The 15712-nt window shown below is 66.2% G+C and carries 14 protein-coding genes; 4 read left to right on the top strand and 10 right to left on the bottom strand.

What is annotated here, in order from left to right; all coding sequences use genetic code 11:
- The first annotated feature begins 368 nt into the window (after positions 1 to 368).
- Positions 369 to 653, top strand: a complete 285-nt coding sequence (locus C0R46_RS11095) for a helix-turn-helix transcriptional regulator (protein ID WP_102959661.1) — start codon at positions 369 to 371, stop codon at positions 651 to 653.
- Here C0R46_RS11095 and C0R46_RS11090 read toward each other — a convergent pair.
- The 6 genes from C0R46_RS11090 to C0R46_RS11065 all read right to left on the bottom strand — a co-directional run bounded on the left by C0R46_RS11090 (position 619) and on the right by C0R46_RS11065 (position 7999).
- Positions 619 to 1875, bottom strand: a complete 1257-nt coding sequence (locus C0R46_RS11090) for a tyrosine-type recombinase/integrase (RefSeq protein WP_102959660.1) — start codon at positions 1873 to 1875, stop codon at positions 619 to 621. The two genes, C0R46_RS11095 and C0R46_RS11090, sit on opposite strands and share 35 nt — an antisense overlap.
- Before the next feature lie 293 nt (positions 1876 to 2168).
- Positions 2169 to 3725 (bottom strand): glutamine-hydrolyzing GMP synthase, encoded by a 1557-nt coding sequence (gene guaA / locus C0R46_RS11085; protein ID WP_102959659.1) that lies wholly within the window; start codon positions 3723 to 3725, stop codon positions 2169 to 2171.
- Positions 3726 to 3880: 155 nt separating this feature from the next.
- Positions 3881 to 4543 carry a 5'-methylthioadenosine/S-adenosylhomocysteine nucleosidase gene (locus C0R46_RS11080; protein WP_102959658.1) on the bottom strand — a complete coding sequence of 221 codons (663 nt, stop codon included), beginning with the start codon at positions 4541 to 4543 and terminating at the stop codon, positions 3881 to 3883.
- A gap of 76 nt (positions 4544 to 4619) precedes the next feature.
- A complete protein-coding gene (locus C0R46_RS11075; protein WP_102959657.1) occupies positions 4620 to 5909 on the bottom strand; it encodes an RsmB/NOP family class I SAM-dependent RNA methyltransferase in 1290 nt (429 codons plus the stop codon).
- A gap of 118 nt (positions 5910 to 6027) precedes the next feature.
- Positions 6028 to 6297, bottom strand: a complete 270-nt coding sequence (locus tag C0R46_RS11070) for a type II toxin-antitoxin system prevent-host-death family antitoxin (RefSeq protein WP_102959656.1) — start codon at positions 6295 to 6297, stop codon at positions 6028 to 6030.
- Positions 6298 to 6445: 148 nt separating this feature from the next.
- Positions 6446 to 7999 (bottom strand): catalase, encoded by a 1554-nt coding sequence (locus C0R46_RS11065; RefSeq protein WP_102959655.1) that lies wholly within the window; start codon positions 7997 to 7999, stop codon positions 6446 to 6448.
- Between the two features lie 96 nt (positions 8000 to 8095).
- On the opposite strand from C0R46_RS11065, the gene C0R46_RS11060 reads away from it, so the two are divergent.
- Together C0R46_RS11060 and C0R46_RS11055 are read left to right on the top strand one after the other, a co-directional pair.
- Positions 8096 to 9031 (top strand): hydrogen peroxide-inducible genes activator, encoded by a 936-nt coding sequence (locus tag C0R46_RS11060; RefSeq protein WP_245413528.1) that lies wholly within the window; start codon positions 8096 to 8098, stop codon positions 9029 to 9031.
- Positions 9032 to 9138: 107 nt separating this feature from the next.
- A complete protein-coding gene (locus tag C0R46_RS11055) occupies positions 9139 to 10188 on the top strand; it encodes a Gfo/Idh/MocA family protein (protein WP_102959654.1) in 1050 nt (349 codons plus the stop codon).
- Here C0R46_RS11055 and C0R46_RS11050 read toward each other — a convergent pair.
- From C0R46_RS11050 to guaB, 3 genes are all read right to left on the bottom strand, one after another.
- Entirely contained in the window at positions 10173 to 11351 is a 1179-nt protein-coding gene (locus C0R46_RS11050; RefSeq protein ID WP_102959653.1) for a Gfo/Idh/MocA family protein, read from the bottom strand. The genes C0R46_RS11055 and C0R46_RS11050 overlap by 16 nt on opposite strands.
- Before the next feature lie 74 nt (positions 11352 to 11425).
- A complete protein-coding gene (locus C0R46_RS11045) occupies positions 11426 to 11872 on the bottom strand; it encodes an MAPEG family protein (protein ID WP_102959652.1) in 447 nt (148 codons plus the stop codon).
- A gap of 57 nt (positions 11873 to 11929) precedes the next feature.
- A complete protein-coding gene (guaB, locus tag C0R46_RS11040; RefSeq protein WP_102959651.1) occupies positions 11930 to 13435 on the bottom strand; it encodes an IMP dehydrogenase in 1506 nt (501 codons plus the stop codon).
- Positions 13436 to 13701: 266 nt separating this feature from the next.
- Here guaB and C0R46_RS11035 point away from each other — a divergent pair, with 266 nt between their 5' ends.
- Positions 13702 to 14760, top strand: a complete 1059-nt coding sequence (locus C0R46_RS11035; RefSeq protein WP_157944621.1) for an alpha/beta hydrolase family protein — start codon at positions 13702 to 13704, stop codon at positions 14758 to 14760.
- Here C0R46_RS11035 and C0R46_RS11030 read toward each other — a convergent pair.
- On the bottom strand, positions 14726 to 15709 hold the full coding sequence (locus C0R46_RS11030; RefSeq protein WP_245413527.1) for a helix-turn-helix domain-containing protein: 984 nt from the start codon (positions 15707 to 15709) through the stop codon (positions 14726 to 14728). The genes C0R46_RS11035 and C0R46_RS11030 overlap by 35 nt on opposite strands.
- Between the last annotated feature and the right edge of the window lie 3 nt (positions 15710 to 15712).

Genomic DNA, 15712 nt, shown 5'->3' with positions numbered 1-15712 from the left:
ATTGCACTCGCTGTCTCTGCACCTATTCGGCACCTAGCAAGTTTTCTCGCGCAACTTCGCCTGAAATCCCACTAATGCAAGTCTTTGTTTTCAGGCCGGTTTTAGCTCGTCGCGGCAATCTGTCGCATGGTAGACAAACCGCTTTTTTGAAGGGAGTCGAGTCTACCGAATGCCTCCTTCGTGGGGCGAGCTTATCCCTATTCGAGTTCGTTCAGCAGCATCTGTTCGCTCCTATGCCGCACCTACAGATCAGAGCGAACCCGCCGATGTGTACGCCATGGCCCGAAAATGCCGCACGGCAGTTTGAGGGGACTTCCAGTACCGATACCTATCGGTCTCAATCGCCTCAGCAATGAAGGAGATTGAGAATGCCAAAGCCCGAAGCTAACCAAATCAGGCGGACAATCCGGCGCCACCAATTGCGCGAGATGGTGCCAATGGCTGACAGCACGATTTACGAAATGGAACAACGCGGCGATTTTCCCCGCCGATTTGCGCTATCGCCGCGTTGTATTGTTTGGGACTTGGAAGAAGTCGAAGCTTGGTTGATGGCGCGGCGGGCTTCTCCGGTCCGCCGCGCACAACATCCAGACGTATCCAAGCGAAAATCGCGTTCGGTTAAAAGGCGGGGTCAAGCTCGATCAGAGGCATAGCCGGTGGCAGCAAAGTCGGGACATGCTTCCGACCATCTACCCAGGCGTCCACGATGTCGGCCCACTCCTGCATCATATGGCGGCGCTGCACCTCATATTCCGCCTTGTTGTAAACGCCGCGCGACGAGCGCCCATCCTCGTGCGCGAGGCACTTTTCGATCCAATCCCGATTGAAACCAAGTTCGTTCAACAGGGTTGACCCTGTCCGCCGCAGGTCGTGGACTGTGAACGGCTCGAGCGGCAGATCATCTTGTTTGGCCTGCTCAACGACCGAATAGGTGACCCGGTTGAACGTCGCTCGAGACATTGGGGCATCGGCGTCATAGCGTGAGGGCAGCAGATAGCGGGAGTTGCCTGCGCAGGTCTTGAGCGCGATCATAATGTCGAGGGTCTGGCGGCACAGATAGACGTTGTGCGCTTTGGAGCGCTTCATTCGCTCCTTGGGAATCGTCCAAACGGCGTTCTCGAAGTCGACCTCATCCCATACCGCGTCCTGCAATTCGCTCTTACGCACCATCGTAAGTAAGAAGAGCCGCATCCCCAAGCGGATCGTCGGCAGCGTCGCGACCTTCTCCAACTCTTTCAGCATCACGCGAATTTCCGCTGGCGAAAGAGCCCGATCTTTTGGCGTGAACGTCGCGATCGATGCTGGTCCGACATCATCGGCCGGATTAGCAACCTTCTCGCCGTGCAAGATCGCGAAGCCGTAGATCTGCTTCAGGATATCCCGGACGTGGATCGCCGTCGCTGGCGCGCCGCGATCGACAATTTTGCCGCATTGGGCACGAAGATCGTCCGGGGTGATCTCGGTGAGCAAGCGATTGCGCCACACCGGCAGTAGCTCTCGTTCAAAGATGGAACGACGCATCGCTCGGGTGCTATCGGCCATTGGCGCGTTCACCAGCCATTTTTCGCCGAACTCACCGAAGCTCTTCGCTTCCTTGATACGGCGCTTCTCGCGCTGCTTCTCAATGGCCGGCGACCGGCCCTCGCTGATCGCTCGCCTCGCGTCCAGGCACAGCTCCCGGGCTCGCGCCAACGAGATTCCATCTCGCCCGTATTTGCCGAGGTAAACCGTCTCGCGTCGTCCACTGAGCCGATAGTCCAGCCTGAACGAGAGAGCGCCCGACGGCGCGACGCGCACATACATGCCGTCGCGGTCCGTCACCTTGTACATTTTCTCTTTGGGTTTCAGCGCCTTGATCGCTGCGTCCGTCAACATGGTAGGCCACCTCCAAAAAAGTACCGTCACGCGGTTTCGGGGGGCTCTTGTCGGAAAAGTCTGCGTATTGTCAGCAGCTTAGGGTTAAAAAAGTACCGTCAGGAGCCTCATCTGCCCTGACGGTACTTTCAAATTTCGCCGCGATCAATATGGGCGAGGACCGTCAACAGGGCCGACAGCCCCGATCTCTGCCCACCGATAGGTATCGACAGATATCGAAGGGAATATTTATTTTTATCAGTGGGTTAGATCGCGCCGTAGCGTAGTTTTGGATACGCCCGAACAGGCCAAAATCATTCCCACTCGATCGTGCCGGGCGGCTTCGAGGTCACGTCGTAGACGACGCGGTTGATGCCGCGCACCTCGTTGATGATGCGGGTCGCGGCTCTACCGAGGAACTCCATGTCGAAGGGATAGAAGTCGGCCGTCATGCCGTCGACGGAGGTCACAGCCCTGAGCGCACAGACGAACTCGTAGGTGCGTCCGTCGCCCATGACGCCGACGGTCTGAACGGGCAGGAGCACCGCGAAGGCCTGCCAGATGGCGTCGTAGAGACCGGCCTTGCGGATCTCGTCGAGATAGATCGCGTCGGCCTGGCGCAGGATGTCGAGCTTCTCGCGCGTCACGCCGCCGGGGCAGCGGATGGCGAGGCCCGGACCCGGAAACGGCTGGCGGCCGACGAAATGCTCGGGGAGGCCGAGCTCGCGGCCAAGCGCCCTCACCTCGTCCTTGAAGAGCTCGCGTAAGGGTTCCACGAGCTTCATGTTCATGCGCTCGGGCAGGCCGCCGACATTGTGGTGCGACTTGATCGTCACCGACGGGCCGCCGGTGAAGGAGACGCTCTCGATGACGTCGGGATAGAGCGTGCCCTGCGCCAGGAAGTCGGCGCCGCCGAGCTTCTTCGCCTCGGCCTCGAAGGTCTCGATGAACAGGCGGCCGATCGTCTTGCGCTTGACCTCGGGATCCATCTCGCCGGTCAAGGCGTCGATGAAGAGGTCCTGCGCCTCAACATGCACGAGCGGGATGTTGTAGTGGTCGCGGAACATGGCGACCACCTCCTCCGCCTCGTTCATCCGCATCAGGCCGTGATCGACGAAGATGCAGGTCAGCTGCTCACCGATCGCCTCATGGATCAGCACGGCTGCGACAGAGGAATCGACGCCACCGGAGAGGCCACAGATCACCCGGCCGGAGCCGACCTTGGCGCGGATCTCCTCGATCGCCTGATCCTTGAAGGCGGCCATAGTCCAGTCGCCGCGCAGGCCAGCGATGCGATGGACGAAATTGGACAGGAGTTTCGCCCCGTCCGGCGTGTGGATCACTTCGGGGTGGAACTGAACGCCGTAAAAGCGCCGGACCTCATCGGCGATTGCCGCGAAGGGCGCGCCGGGCGAGGTGCCGATCACCTCAAAGCCTTCAGGCAGGGCGGTGACGCGGTCGCCATGGCTCATCCAGACCTGGTGACGCGTTCCCTCCGCCCAGATCCCATCGAACAGCGGCGAGGGCTGGCGGACCTCCATGAAGGCGCGGCCGAACTCGCGGTGCAGGCCGCCCTCGATGCGCCCGCCAAGCTGCGCGCACATGGTCTGCTGGCCGTAACAGATGCCGAGCACGGGAACGTTGGCGTCGAAGATCGCATCCGGCGCCCGGGGCGCATCGGCTTCCGTGGTGGAGGCTGGTGAGCCCGACAGGATCACGGCTCTCGGCCTGAGGCGCTGAAAGCCCTCGGCGGCGGACTGGAAAGGCACGATCTCGGAATAGACGCCGGCCTCGCGCACGCGGCGGGCGATGAGCTGCGTGACCTGGCTGCCGAAGTCGACGATGAGGACGGTGTCTGGATGCGCTGTCATGGCGAGGCTTTAGAGCCTTTCAACCCGATTGGGAAGGGATCGCGCGCGTCAGCATACAGCCCGTTTCATGCGTGTGAACGCCCGAAGGATCGGGTCCGTCATCCGGTTGTGTCGGCTCCGCCGGCGAGCGCTGGATGAGTGGCAGGCGAATGCGGTCAGCGGGCGAGAAGGCCTGCTTCGATCGCCACTTCCAGCCGGTCGACGGCATCTGCGAGCCGCTCGTCGATGACGTGGAGGAGCGTCGTCCAGTCGTCGTAGTGGTGAAGCTCGGCAGCGCCATCGGAGATACCGCGCAGGCCAACCATCGGGATGCCGAAGCGTTGGCAGGCCCGGAGCACCGCAAAGGTCTCCATATCCACCATGTCGGCGTCGATCGCGTGGTACTTCAGACCCGAAACGATGTCGGAGCCGGTCGACAGGCGTACCGCGTCGATGCTCGGGATCGGCGTCTGCAGCGGCGTGTCGACGGGATGGTCGAGGAAGGGCGTGACGCCCTTGGTGAAGCCGAGCGGCGAGGCGTCGATGTCCCGCCATGACACGGAGGCGACCTGGTAGACCGCCCCCTGCTCCAGCGTCCGCGATCCGGCCGAACCGAGCGACACGACGAGGTCGGGCGCATAGCCGGCGGAGGCGAGCGCGTTCAGCGCGATGCCGGTGCCGAGCGCCGCCTCGATCGGCCCGACGCCGGTCAGAAGCGGCCGGATGCGCTTTTGCAGTGCCGGGCCGTATTCCGGCACCGCGGCCATGACGAACAGCACCTTCAGTCCGGCGACCTCGTCGGTGACGAGATCGCTCTTACCGGGATCGAAGTCGCTCAAGGCCGCTCCGCTGGCTGGAGTGCGTAATGTGGGCCGGCCGCTCCGGCCGTTCCGAGCACCATCAATGGCACGAGGGTCACTTCCGCTCCAAGCTCGCGAAAAAGAAGCCGTCGGTGCCGGAGGTGCGCGGCGTCAGCGTCAGTACGGCGCCACCCTCAAGGGCGCTCGCCCGGTAGGCCGTCGGACGATCCGGCAGCGCCTCCCGCCAGAGGGCTTCGGCATCGAGGACCTGGAACTCCGGGTGGCGGTGGGTGAAGGCTTTGACGCGGTCGGCGTTCTCCGCCGCGAGCACCGAGCAGGTGATATAGACGAGCCGTCCGCCCGGCTTGACGAAGGGCGCGGCACGATCCAGCACTGCGTCCTGCTCAATGATGCGCTTGGCGAGTGCGGTCTCGGACAAGCGCCATTTGGCATCGGGGCGTCGGCGCCAGGTGCCGCTACCGGTGCAGGGCGCATCCACCAGGACGAGATCCATCGCCCCGTCCAGCGCAGAAAGATCATCGCGGGGCGCATGGACCTGCACGTTGCGCGCCTCGGCGCGCTGCAGGCGATCGTAGATGGGCGCGAGCCGCTGGCGGTCGGCATCATAGGCATGCACCTGGCCGCGACCTTCCATGGCGGCGGCGAGCGCCAGCGTCTTGCCGCCGGCCCCGGCGCAGAGATCGAGGATCTGGGCGCCCGGAGTCGCACCGGCGAGGCGGGCGGCGAGCTGCGAGCCCTCGTCCTGGATTTCGAACCAGCCCTTCTGGAAGGCCGCTTCCACCTGGACGTTGGGGTGGCGCCCGTCACCAGCGATCGGCGGGACGCGCAGGCCCTCGGGGGCGAGCGGCGTCGGCTCCGGCGCAAACGGCTCCAGCGCCTTCAGCACCTTGGCGCGGTCGGCCTTCAGCGTGTTGGCGCGCATGTCGAGCGGCGGGCGCCGGCTCAGCGCCGCGGCCTCTTCGACCCAGTCGTGTCCGAGGCTTTCGCGCAGCGGCCCTGCCAGCCAGTCCGGCACGTCGGCCCGCACGGGGTCGGGCGCCAACGCGAGATCACGGTCGGCGAAGGCTTGCAGCTGTGCCTCTTCCGGAAGTTCCGGAGCAAAGCGATCGCCGGCGAGTTGCGCGCTGAGCGCTTCGGCCGAGCCGGCATCCAGAAGCGCCGCAACGACGAGCGCGCGCGGCGAGGCGTCATCCATGCGCCAGCCGAGCGAGCGCCTGCGCCTAAGCACGTCGTAGACGAGGTTGCCGATGGCGGCACGATCGCCCGAGCCGGCAAAGCGATGCGACAGGCCCCAGTCCTTCAGCGCGTCGGCAACGGGCCGGCGGCGCGACTCCATGTCCGCCAGCACCTCGATGGCGGCCCCCATCCGTCCGCCTAGACGCATGACGAAGCGCCTCCGGCGCGGATCTCGGACGGCGTGGCAATCAGCAAGTGAGACAATCGATCAGACTTCGTAGGGGTTAAGGCTCTTGGCGCCGGTCGACGCCTTAGAAGCCGGTGGCTCAGCAAAGAGCAATGTCGCGGATTTCGATCACCATCGGCTCGCGCTTGTCGAACAGATCATGGAACGCGTCCGGGAATACCGGCGCGTCCATGAGATGCTGAACCAGGGTTTTCGGCCGCTTGGCCAGCGGCTCGTAATCCTCGGCGGACAGGACGATCACCGCCTCGGCACCTTCGGTCGCGACGCGCTGCGGCTCGCCGGCCGGCGCGGCGTCGGCGATCCCAGCGAACTGCGTCTCGGCCTCCTGCAGCGTCCAGATCCTGTCCATCGCCAGCTCCATGGTTGCCGGAGAGTAGGCTGCAGGCCGAGCGACAACAAGGCTCAAGCTTGGGAGGCCTCAAAGAAGGTCACCATCGCTTTGAATGCAAAAGGCCGGGATCGCTCCCGGCCTTCCAGTTCGTCGAAAAGGAAACGCTTTACTCCGCCGCCTCGTTCGGCAGCGGCGCGGCGTCGGTCTGGTCCATTGCCATCTGGTCCATCTTCTTCTCGGTGATCTGCGTGGCATCGTCGCCGCCGCGTGCCGCGACGCCTGCAAGCGCCTTGCGCACGCCCGCACCGTAGTCGGCATGGACCTTATCGAAGTGGCCGAGCTGACGGTCGATGATGAACTGCGGAATGCCGTACATGGCCTCCGCGATGTTCAGGAACAGCCGCTCCTTCTCGCCCTCGTCGAAGAGTTCGAAGAGCGCGCGGGCCTGCATGTAGTCGTCATTGCCCTCGCGGTGGTCCCAACGCTTCGCCTCGCCCGAGACCTTCAGCGGCGGCTCGAGGTAGCGCGGGTCCTGCGTCGGGCCGTTGAAGGAGTTCGGCTCGTAATAGGCGTCCTTCGGGTTGTTGTCCGCAAAGAAGCGCAGCAATCCGTCCTTGTGGTAGTGATTCACCGGCGAATGCGGGCGGTTCACCGGCAGTGCCTCGTAGTGGGCGCCAAGACGGTGACGATGCGCGTCCGCATAGGAGAAGATGCGCGCCTGCAGCATCTTGTCCGGCGAGAAGGAGATGCCGCGCACGATGTTGGACGGCGAGAAGGCCGCCTGCTCGACCTCGGCGAAGTAGTTCTCCGGATTTCGGTTCAGCTCAACCGTGCCGACGTCGATCAGCGGGAACTCGGCATGCGGCCAGACCTTTGTCAGGTCGAACGGATTGAACTTGTCGTAGGCCTCGGCCTGCGCCTCCGTCATGATCTGGACCTTGAAGTCCCACTTGGGGAACTCGCCGCGGTCGATCGTGCCGTAGAGCTCCTCCTGGTAGCTTTCGCGGGAGCGGCCGACGACGTTCTGCGCTTCCTCGTTGGTGTAGTGCTTGTGACCCTGGCGGGTCTTGAAGTGGAACTTGACGTAGTAGCGCTCGCCCGCGTCGTTCCAGAACGAGAAGGTGTGCGAGCCGTAGCCGTTCATGTACTGGGGACCGATCGGCAGGCCGCGATCGGACATCAGGATGGTGATCTGATGGATCGACTCCGGCGAGAGCGACCAGAAGTCCCACATCGCCGTCGGCGAGCGCAGATTGGTCTTCGGATGGCGCTTCTGGGTCCGGATGAAGTCGGGGAACTTGTAGGGATCGCGGACGAAGAACACCGGCGTGTTGTTGCCGACGATGTCCCAGTTGCCTTCCTCGGTGTAGAACTTAATCGAGAAGCCGCGCACGTCGCGCTCGGCGTCGGCCGCACCCTGCTCGCCGGCAACGGTCGAGAAGCGGATCAGGAGCGGCGTCTTCTTGCCGACTTCCGAGAACAGCTTGGCGTTGGTGTATTTCGTGATGTCGTTGGTGACGGTCAGCTCACCGAAGGCGCCCCAGCCCTTGGCATGGACGACGCGTTCCGGGATGCGCTCGCGATTCTGGTGCGCCAGCTTCTCGAACAGCTGATAGTCCTGCACCAGCAGCGGCCCGCGCGGCCCAACCGTCATGGCGTTCTGGTTGTCACCGATCGGCGCGCCCGCCGAAGTGGTGAGGAGTGTGCGTTCGTCGGCCATGGTCCGCTCCTGTGCTGAGGGAATTTGGAACGGTTCCACCATAGCCGGCCGATCAATTCAAATCGGAATTGCAGACATCGCCGATCAGTTTATCCTATGGGCATGCTGACCCTTCGCCAAATGCGCTACTTCGATGCCTTGTCCGAGACGCTGCATTTCGGCCGCGCCGCCAAGCGGCTGAATATCAGCCAGCCCGCCCTTTCGGCGCAGATTGCAGCCATGGAAGTTCATTTCGGCGGCGCCTTGTTCCAGCGTCGCGCGAGCGGCGTGTCGCTGACGAGCGACGGGCTCCTGGTGCGCGAACGGATACGTCGCATCCTCAACGAGGTGGCCGAGCTCGAAAGCCTGACGGCGGCCGGCACCGGCATCCTGAGCGGCCGGCTGCGGCTCGGCCTCATCGCCTCGGTCGCACCCTATCTCCTGCCGCAGCTTCTCGCCCGGCTCGCCGCCGAGCACCCGTCGCTGGACTGCGAGATCCGCGAAAGCGTGACGCGAACGCTGATCGACGACCTTCTCGGCGGCGAGCTCGACTGCGCCATCGTGGCGCTGCCGGTGGAGGAACCGGGCCTCGAAACGATTACCCTCTTCGACGACCCGTTCTTCTTCGCCGTGCCGGATGCCGAGGCATCGCGTTTTGCCGCGAGCGTGCCGCTCGATGCGTTGAAGGGCGAGCGGCTGATCCTCCTGGAGGAGGGTCATTGCCTGAGGGATCAGGCCTTGCAGGTCTGCCAGATCGCCGGCGCCGGACAGATGTCCTCGCTTGGCGCGACGAGCCTGACGACGATCCTGCGCATGGTGGCAGGCGGCCTCGGCGCAACGCTGATCCCGCAGATGGCGATTGCGGACGAGGCACGCGGCAGCGGCATCCGCGTGCTGCCCTTCGAGGCGCCTGCGCCGATGCGCACGCTTGCCCTCGCCTTCCGGCCCTCGACGGCGCGGCGCCGCGATTTTGAAGCGCTGGCGGCGATCGCCTGCGCGCCGGCAGCGCTCCATGCCGCGACGTCCGAGCCGGACCAAACCGCGCTGGCGTGAAGCGGCCGGACGCCGCGCCCAGCAGTTGAGGCGCAGCGTCCCTTCAGCCTTTGCGAGGAGTTTTCTTCGATAGTCGGGCTCAACGGTGGAACGACACGGAGGCCGCGATGATACGCTGGGCGATCCTGGGAGCGGGCGCGATCGCGGCGCGCTTTGCCGCGGACATGCGCCATTCGAGGACCGGTCGGATCACCGCCATCGGCTCGCGCTCGACGGACAAGGCCCGGCGCTTCGCCGCCGCCATCCATACCGAAATCCCCGGCGGTACGATCGATGCGGTGCTGCACCGGCCCGATGTCGACGCCGTCTATGTCGCGACGCCGAATGCGCTCCACCGGGAGCACGCGCTGGCCGCTCTTGCAGCAGGCAAGCCGGTGCTGGTGGAGAAGCCGCTGGCGTCCAGCGCGAGCGATGCGCGCGACATTGCGCAGGCCGCCGCGGCAGCCGGGCTCCTCGCCATGGAAGCCATGTGGATGCGCTTCACGCCCGGCATCGTCCGGCTGGTGGAGATCGTGCGCTCCGGTGCCATTGGCGATATCCGCCGCATCGAAGCGTCGCTGTCCTTCGATCATTCGTTCGACCCCGGCAGCGCCCTCTACGCGCCGGAGGGCGGTGGCGCACTCACCGACCTTGGCGTTTATCCCGTGTCGCTGGCGCTGCAGCTGGCGGGACGGCCGACGGACATACGCGCCCTCGCCGTGCAATCGCCGAGCGGGGCGCCCGCCGCGGCGAGCCTCGTGCTTTCATACCGAAATGCGCTCGCCACCCTCTCCTGCGGCTTCGACGCGGAAGGCCTCAACCAGGCGGTGATTACCGGCACGAGAGGGATCGTCACGGCGCATCGCCCGGTGCTGTGCCCGCCGATGCTGTCGCTGCGCCGGACGGGATCGGCCGGAACGGTGGTCTCGGAAGTGGCGGACGCCCTGCCGCCGAAGCCGGAGCGGTTCGCCGCCCTGCCGGCGCTGAAGACGCTCGCCCGCGCGGCAAAGGTACGGCGCATCCCGACCGTCTATGTCGGCAGCGGGCTGCACTACCAGGCCGACCACTTTGCCCACTGCCTGGCGAAGGGGCTCGCCGACAGCCCCGTGATGCCGCTGGCCGAATCGATCGCGGTGCTGGAGATGATCGAGAGGGCGCTGGCTCAGACCGCGGCCTGAGCCTTCGGCGCCTTGCCATCATGGGCGAAGGTGGAGCGCGGCCGATAGGGCATCGGGTAGCGCTCGGCATGCTGGGCAACCAGCGCAAGCTCGGTGATGTGAAGGGCGAAGTCGCCGCCGAAATCGTGTGCCCGCTTGGCTTTAATCGACGCGGCCAGCGCCGCCGGGCCGCGCGCGAAATCCATGCGTGACGAGGTGCCCGGCACCTTGGCAGTGCTCGGCTTCACAGGGAGCCGCCGGCCGAACCACTGCCGAAACGGCCGGCCGCGCTCCAGCCGGCGCAGCACCTTGCCGAGGATCGCGGGGCTTGAGCCCCAGGCGCCGTCCGGCTCGCGGAGGTAAACGGGCGACTGGTAGTCCCAGCCATCCGTCAGCGACAGGACCCCGTCCGTGCCGATCACATGCAGCGAGCGGTCGCGCGGCGCCGCCAGGCCGCAGGTGAGGCGCGCAACGATGCCGGAGCGGAAACGCAGGCACGAGACCGAGAAGTCGTTGGCAAGCGCCTGTGGCGGCTGCTTCGTGCCCTTGTCGTCGAAGCATCGGGCCGCAAAGGCGGTGACCTCCTCCACCGGACCGAAGAAGGCGCAGAGCCAGGTGAGGAAGTAGCCGGCATGCTCCAGCGTCGCACCGACGGCGAACTCGTCCTCCGCCGGCCAGGGCGCACCGGACGGGCTGGTCCAGGAGCGGTAGTTCTCGTGGAAAACCATCGAGTCCTCCATCTCGGCATAGACGAGCTTCACCGCCCCGACGTCGGACCGCTCGATCGCGCCGCGCACCGTCTCGGCCGCTTCGCCGAGATAGGAACAGGGCGCGGCGGCGATCTCCAGCCCCTTGTCGGCCGCAAGGCGCACCAGCGTCTCGGCGTCCTCGACGCTCATCGCCAAGGGTTTTTCGGAATAGACATGCCGGCCGGCGTCGAGCGCGGCCTTCGACACTGCGAAGTGGCTGCCGGGATTGGTGAGGTTCAGGACGAGTTCGAAACCCGGCAGGGCGAGCAGCGCGTCGAGGCTGTCGGCCATGGCGACGCCGAAATGGCGGCCGAAGCGCGCGGCAGCAACCGGATCGCGGTCATAGGCGCCGACCAGCTCGAGCTCCGGATGGTTTGCAAGCGTCAGCATGTAGTAGTCGGCGACGAAGCCGCATCCGACGATGGCGATCTTCATGACGGTCTCCGCGAGATGCTAAGGCATCAGGCGCATGGAGGCGCCAAGATTCCGTAAAGCAGCCAGCCGCCGCCTCAGGCGAGCGGTGCGCCGACAACCGCGCCGACGTTCAGGACGTGCAGCGCCAGCATGATCCAAAGCACGGCGACGACGATGAAGCCGATGATGAAGGCAAGGCCGCGATGGATGACGACATTCGGCCCGAGATGGATGACTGCGTGGACGATGCGCGAGAGCGCAAAGATCCAGGCCAGCACCACGGCAAGCCAGGACGCGCCATTGGTGACATAGAGCGACAGACAGACGACGAAGAAGAGAACCGGCAGCTCGTACTGATTGGCGATGTTGCGGCTGACGACCCGGCTCTCCTCCGGCTCAGGGTGACCGTTGGCGATGTCCTCGAACCGCGCCTCGCCGCGCGCGGCGACCCGCCGGCGGCGGATCGTCAGGAGCGGGTAGACGCAGAGCGTCAGGGCCGCCTGGACGATCATCGGCCAGAAGATCGCGATATTGCCCTGCATGGGTTCCCTCCTCCCGTCCTGTGCCCGCCGGACCGGAGGCTCCGGCGGGATGCTGCCTCAGACGCCGGCGCCGGGATAGTTGGGGCTCTCGCGCGTAATCGTCACGTCATGGGCATGGCTTTCGCGCAGGCCCGCATTGGTGATGCGCACAAAGGTCGCCCGCTCGCGGAAGTCCTGCAAGGTGGCGGCGCCCGTATAGCCCATGGCCGCGCGCAGGCCGCCGGTCAACTGGTGGATCACGGCCCCGACCGGACCCTTGTAGGCGACCTGCCCCTCGATGCCCTCCGGCACCAGCTTCAGCGTGTCGCGCACCTCGGCCTGGAAATAGCGGTCGGCCGAGCCACGCGCCATCGCGCCGACCGAGCCCATGCCGCGATAGGCTTTATAGGAGCGGCCCTGATGCAGGTAGACCTCGCCGGGGCTCTCCTCCGTGCCGGCCAGCAGCGAGCCGACCATCGCGGCGGACGCGCCGGCCGCGAGCGCCTTGGCAAGGTCGCCGGAGAACTTGATGCCGCCATCGGCGATCACCGGTACGTCGGCATCCGCGGCGGCCTCGACGGCGCCCATGATGGCGGAGAGCTGCGGCACGCCGACGCCGGCGACGATACGGGTGGTGCAGATCGAGCCGGGGCCGATGCCGACCTTGATGCCGTCGGCGCCGGCATCGATCAGTGCCCTCGTCCCCTCCGGCGTCGCGACGTTGCCGGCGATCACCTGCACCTCGTTCGACATGCGCTTGACGCGGGTAACCGCCTCCAGCACGCGCTGCGAGTGGCCGTGGGCGGTATCGACGACGATGAGGTCGATGCCGGCATCGATGAGGCGCTCGGCCCGCTCGAAGCCGTCATCGCCAACGCTGGTCGCCGCGGCCGCCAGCAGCCGCCCCTGTGCGTCCTTGGCGGCGTTCGGGTTGAGCTGCGACTTCTCGATGTCCTTGACGGTGATGAGGCCGATGCATTGGCCTTCATCGTCGACGACGAGGAGCTTCTCGATGCGGTGCTGGTGGAGCAGGCGCTTGGCCTCGCTTTGGTCCACCGTCTCGCGCACCGTGACGAGATTGTCCCTCGTCATCAGCTCGTGGATCGTCTGGCGCTCGTCCGAGGCAAAGCGCACGTCGCGATTGGTGAGGATTCCGACAAGCCGGCCCTTGGTCTGGCCGCCGGTGCCGCCGTTCTCGACGACCGGGATGCCGGAGATGCGATGCTGCACCATCAGCTTCAGGGCGTCGCCAAGAGTTGCATCCGGTCCGATGGTGACGGGATTGACGACCATGCCGCTCTCGAACTTCTTCACCTGCCGCACCTCCTCGGCCTGCTCGGCGGGCGAAAGGTTGCGATGGATGACGCCGATGCCGCCGGCCTGCGCCATGGCGATGGCGAGCCGCGACTCCGTCACCGTATCCATGGCGGCGGAAAGGATCGGGATGTTCAGGCGGAGCTGACGGGTGATGCGGGTGCGCACGTCAACCTGCCCGGGCATGACTTCGGAATGGCCGGGCTGGAGCAGCACGTCGTCGAAGGTCAGCGCCATGGCGCCGGTAGCGGTCTCGATGATGCGGGCCATGGCCAGTCCTTGCGCTTTTGAGACGCCCGGCGCGGTGGAGGAGCGGCGCGCGGGGCGGAAAAAGGAATGGCAAGGGCTGCTAGCACGGGGGCCGTGCCATGGGAAGGGCGATGCGGGAAACGGTCTCGTCACCCATCCCGCAATGCACATGCGACGCGGTTCGGCGGCAGATCGCGGGCTGCCAAGGTCCTCGATCGCGTTCGAGGTCTCCCTCGACGAGCACTTCAGGCATGACGACCGGGTCTCATCATCCAACGGAACCCGCCATGTCGAAACGCGCCCTGCTGTTCATCCTCTTCGCCGTCTTGCACCCGTCACCTGCGCCTGCGCTGGCCGAGCCTCGCATCGGCTTCAAGGAGACAACGCTGACAGATCGCGCCGGTGAGCGCCCGATGCATGTCAGCCTGTTCTATTCGGCTGAAGAAGGCGCCGGCACGTCGACGCTCGTCGCCGGCAACCCTGCCTTCGAAGGCATCGGGGTCAGGGTCGGCGCCAAGCCAGCCGATGGCGTCCACCCTCTGGTCGTCCTGTCGCACGGGCTCGGTGGCACCTGGCGCAATCTATCCTGGCTGGCCGCCGAATTGGTGCACGCCGGATATGTCGTGGCCGCCCCCGATCATCCCGGCACGACGAGGGCCGACCGCGACCCTGCCAAGGCACGGCGGCTCTGGGAGCGGCCGAAGGATGTGAGCCGCGTCATCGATGCGGTTTCTGCCGACGCGTCGCTTCTCGGCGATATCGATCCGAAGCGCATCGCCGTGGTTGGCCATTCGCTTGGCGGCTGGACCGCGCTCGAACTTGCCGGCGCTCGCTTTGATCCCCGCGTCTATGCTTCCGACTGCCCAGCATCGGCGATGGCGACGCCGCTCTGCGCGGCCCTGCAAGAGCTCGGCCTCCTGGCGAGCGACCAGCCGTCGGAGCAACTCGGCGACGATCTGCGCGACCGGCGGATCGGCGCGGTTGTCGGGCTCGATCCGGGTCCGGCGCGTGGCCTGACGCCGGAGAGTCTCGCCGCTCTGAAAGTTCCGGCCCTCGTCATGACGGCCGGGCATGAGACGGCCATGATCGCCGCCAGCCACGACGACGCCCGGCATCTCGCCGCGAATATGACGGCGCCCGCGTCGCATGTCGCCGAGATCGGCGACACCAGCCATTTCAGCTTCGTGCAGCTCTGCAGGCCTGGGGCGGCCGCGCTGATCGAGGCGGAGAATCCCGGCGAAAGCTATGTCTGCGCCGATGGCGGCGGCCGGTCCCGCCCCGCAATTCATCATGCGGTCGCGGCCGAGATCCTCAGCTTCCTGGCAAAGGCGCTGCCGTCTCGCTAGCGTCCGCCGCAAGTCGGCCGCTCATCCGCCGCCACGCGCTCGGGCTCATGCCGGCGACGCGCAGGAACTCGCGATTGAAGTTCGACTTCGTCCCGAAGCCGGACTCCAGCATAACGGCCGTCACCGGCTCGTCCGTCGCCGCGAGCCGGCGCTTGGCCTCTTCGACACGATATTCGTTGACGAGTTGCGAGACGTTGCGGCCGAGGCTGCGGTTGACCGCACCGGAGATCTGCCGCGCCGGGATACCGGCACGGCGCGCCAGGCGATCGAGTGTCAGATCCGGATCGCGGTAGAGCCTGCGCTCGCGCATCAGCGTGTCGATCGCCTGCAGCACAGCAGCATCGTCCGCGGCCAACAAGGCGGGCTCCGGGCGGACTGGCGAAGGGGGAGGCTGCTCGATCGCCGCGGCCGCAGTGGGCGGGTGGCTGCGTCCGCCGACAGCCGCCGCCCCGGCCGCGGCCAGCAGCGCCAGGAGATCGGCGATGGCGACGATCGAAGCCGCCCGGCCGGACTGCCCACCCGCCAGCGCCGCGGCTACCGCGAGATCCACCGCGCCCGACAGGATCAGCATCAGCGCTGTCGCAACGAGCGCCCGATGGGCCGTCGTCTCGTCGCCGAGGCGCGTGGCCGCCAGCATATCCGGTCCGCGCCAGGCGAGGCGCAGCAGCGCTGCGCCGTAACCGCCGAAGATGAGAAACAATACGGGATCGATGAGCGGGCGCCACCCCATCACGAGCAGGGCAATCACGACGGGCGCCAGGCCATGCAGCCAGGGCCGCGCGGTGGCAGCGCCGGCGCGTTCGCTCCTCAGGCCCGCAAAGGAGAGCCAGGCCAGCACGGGAATGAGCGAGGCGATCACCGGCTGCAGGAGGCCCGCGGGTGCAAAGGCGAGACTCCAGCGCAAGCCGACGATCGCGGACTGGATGGCGCAGAGGCCGACCAGCGCCACAAA

The sequence above is a fragment of the Mangrovicella endophytica genome (assembly GCF_002893625.1).
Lineage (GTDB): Bacteria > Pseudomonadota > Alphaproteobacteria > Rhizobiales > Rhizobiaceae > Mangrovicella > Mangrovicella endophytica.
Note: the sequence above shows the minus strand (reverse complement) of the source record. Positions and strands in the feature narration are given on the sequence as shown.

Excerpts from the sequence above, each read along its gene's own strand:
- C0R46_RS11095 (WP_102959661.1), top strand. The coding sequence starts at position 369 with ATGCCAAAGCCCGAAGCTAACCAAATCAGGCGGACAATCCGGCGCCAC.
- C0R46_RS11090 (WP_102959660.1), bottom strand. The coding sequence starts at position 1,875 with ATGTTGACGGACGCAGCGATCAAGGCGCTGAAACCCAAAGAGAAAATG.
- guaA (WP_102959659.1), bottom strand. The coding sequence starts at position 3,725 with ATGACAGCGCATCCAGACACCGTCCTCATCGTCGACTTCGGCAGCCAG.
- C0R46_RS11075 (WP_102959657.1), bottom strand. The coding sequence starts at position 5,909 with ATGCGTCTAGGCGGACGGATGGGGGCCGCCATCGAGGTGCTGGCGGAC.
- C0R46_RS11070 (WP_102959656.1), bottom strand. The coding sequence starts at position 6,297 with ATGGACAGGATCTGGACGCTGCAGGAGGCCGAGACGCAGTTCGCTGGG.
- C0R46_RS11065 (WP_102959655.1), bottom strand. The coding sequence starts at position 7,999 with ATGGCCGACGAACGCACACTCCTCACCACTTCGGCGGGCGCGCCGATC.
- C0R46_RS11060 (WP_245413528.1), top strand. The coding sequence starts at position 8,096 with ATGGGCATGCTGACCCTTCGCCAAATGCGCTACTTCGATGCCTTGTCC.
- C0R46_RS11055 (WP_102959654.1), top strand. The coding sequence starts at position 9,139 with ATGATACGCTGGGCGATCCTGGGAGCGGGCGCGATCGCGGCGCGCTTT.
- C0R46_RS11050 (WP_102959653.1), bottom strand. The coding sequence starts at position 11,351 with ATGAAGATCGCCATCGTCGGATGCGGCTTCGTCGCCGACTACTACATG.
- C0R46_RS11045 (WP_102959652.1), bottom strand. The coding sequence starts at position 11,872 with ATGCAGGGCAATATCGCGATCTTCTGGCCGATGATCGTCCAGGCGGCC.
- guaB (WP_102959651.1), bottom strand. The coding sequence starts at position 13,435 with ATGGCCCGCATCATCGAGACCGCTACCGGCGCCATGGCGCTGACCTTC.
- C0R46_RS11035 (WP_157944621.1), top strand. The coding sequence starts at position 13,702 with ATGTCGAAACGCGCCCTGCTGTTCATCCTCTTCGCCGTCTTGCACCCG.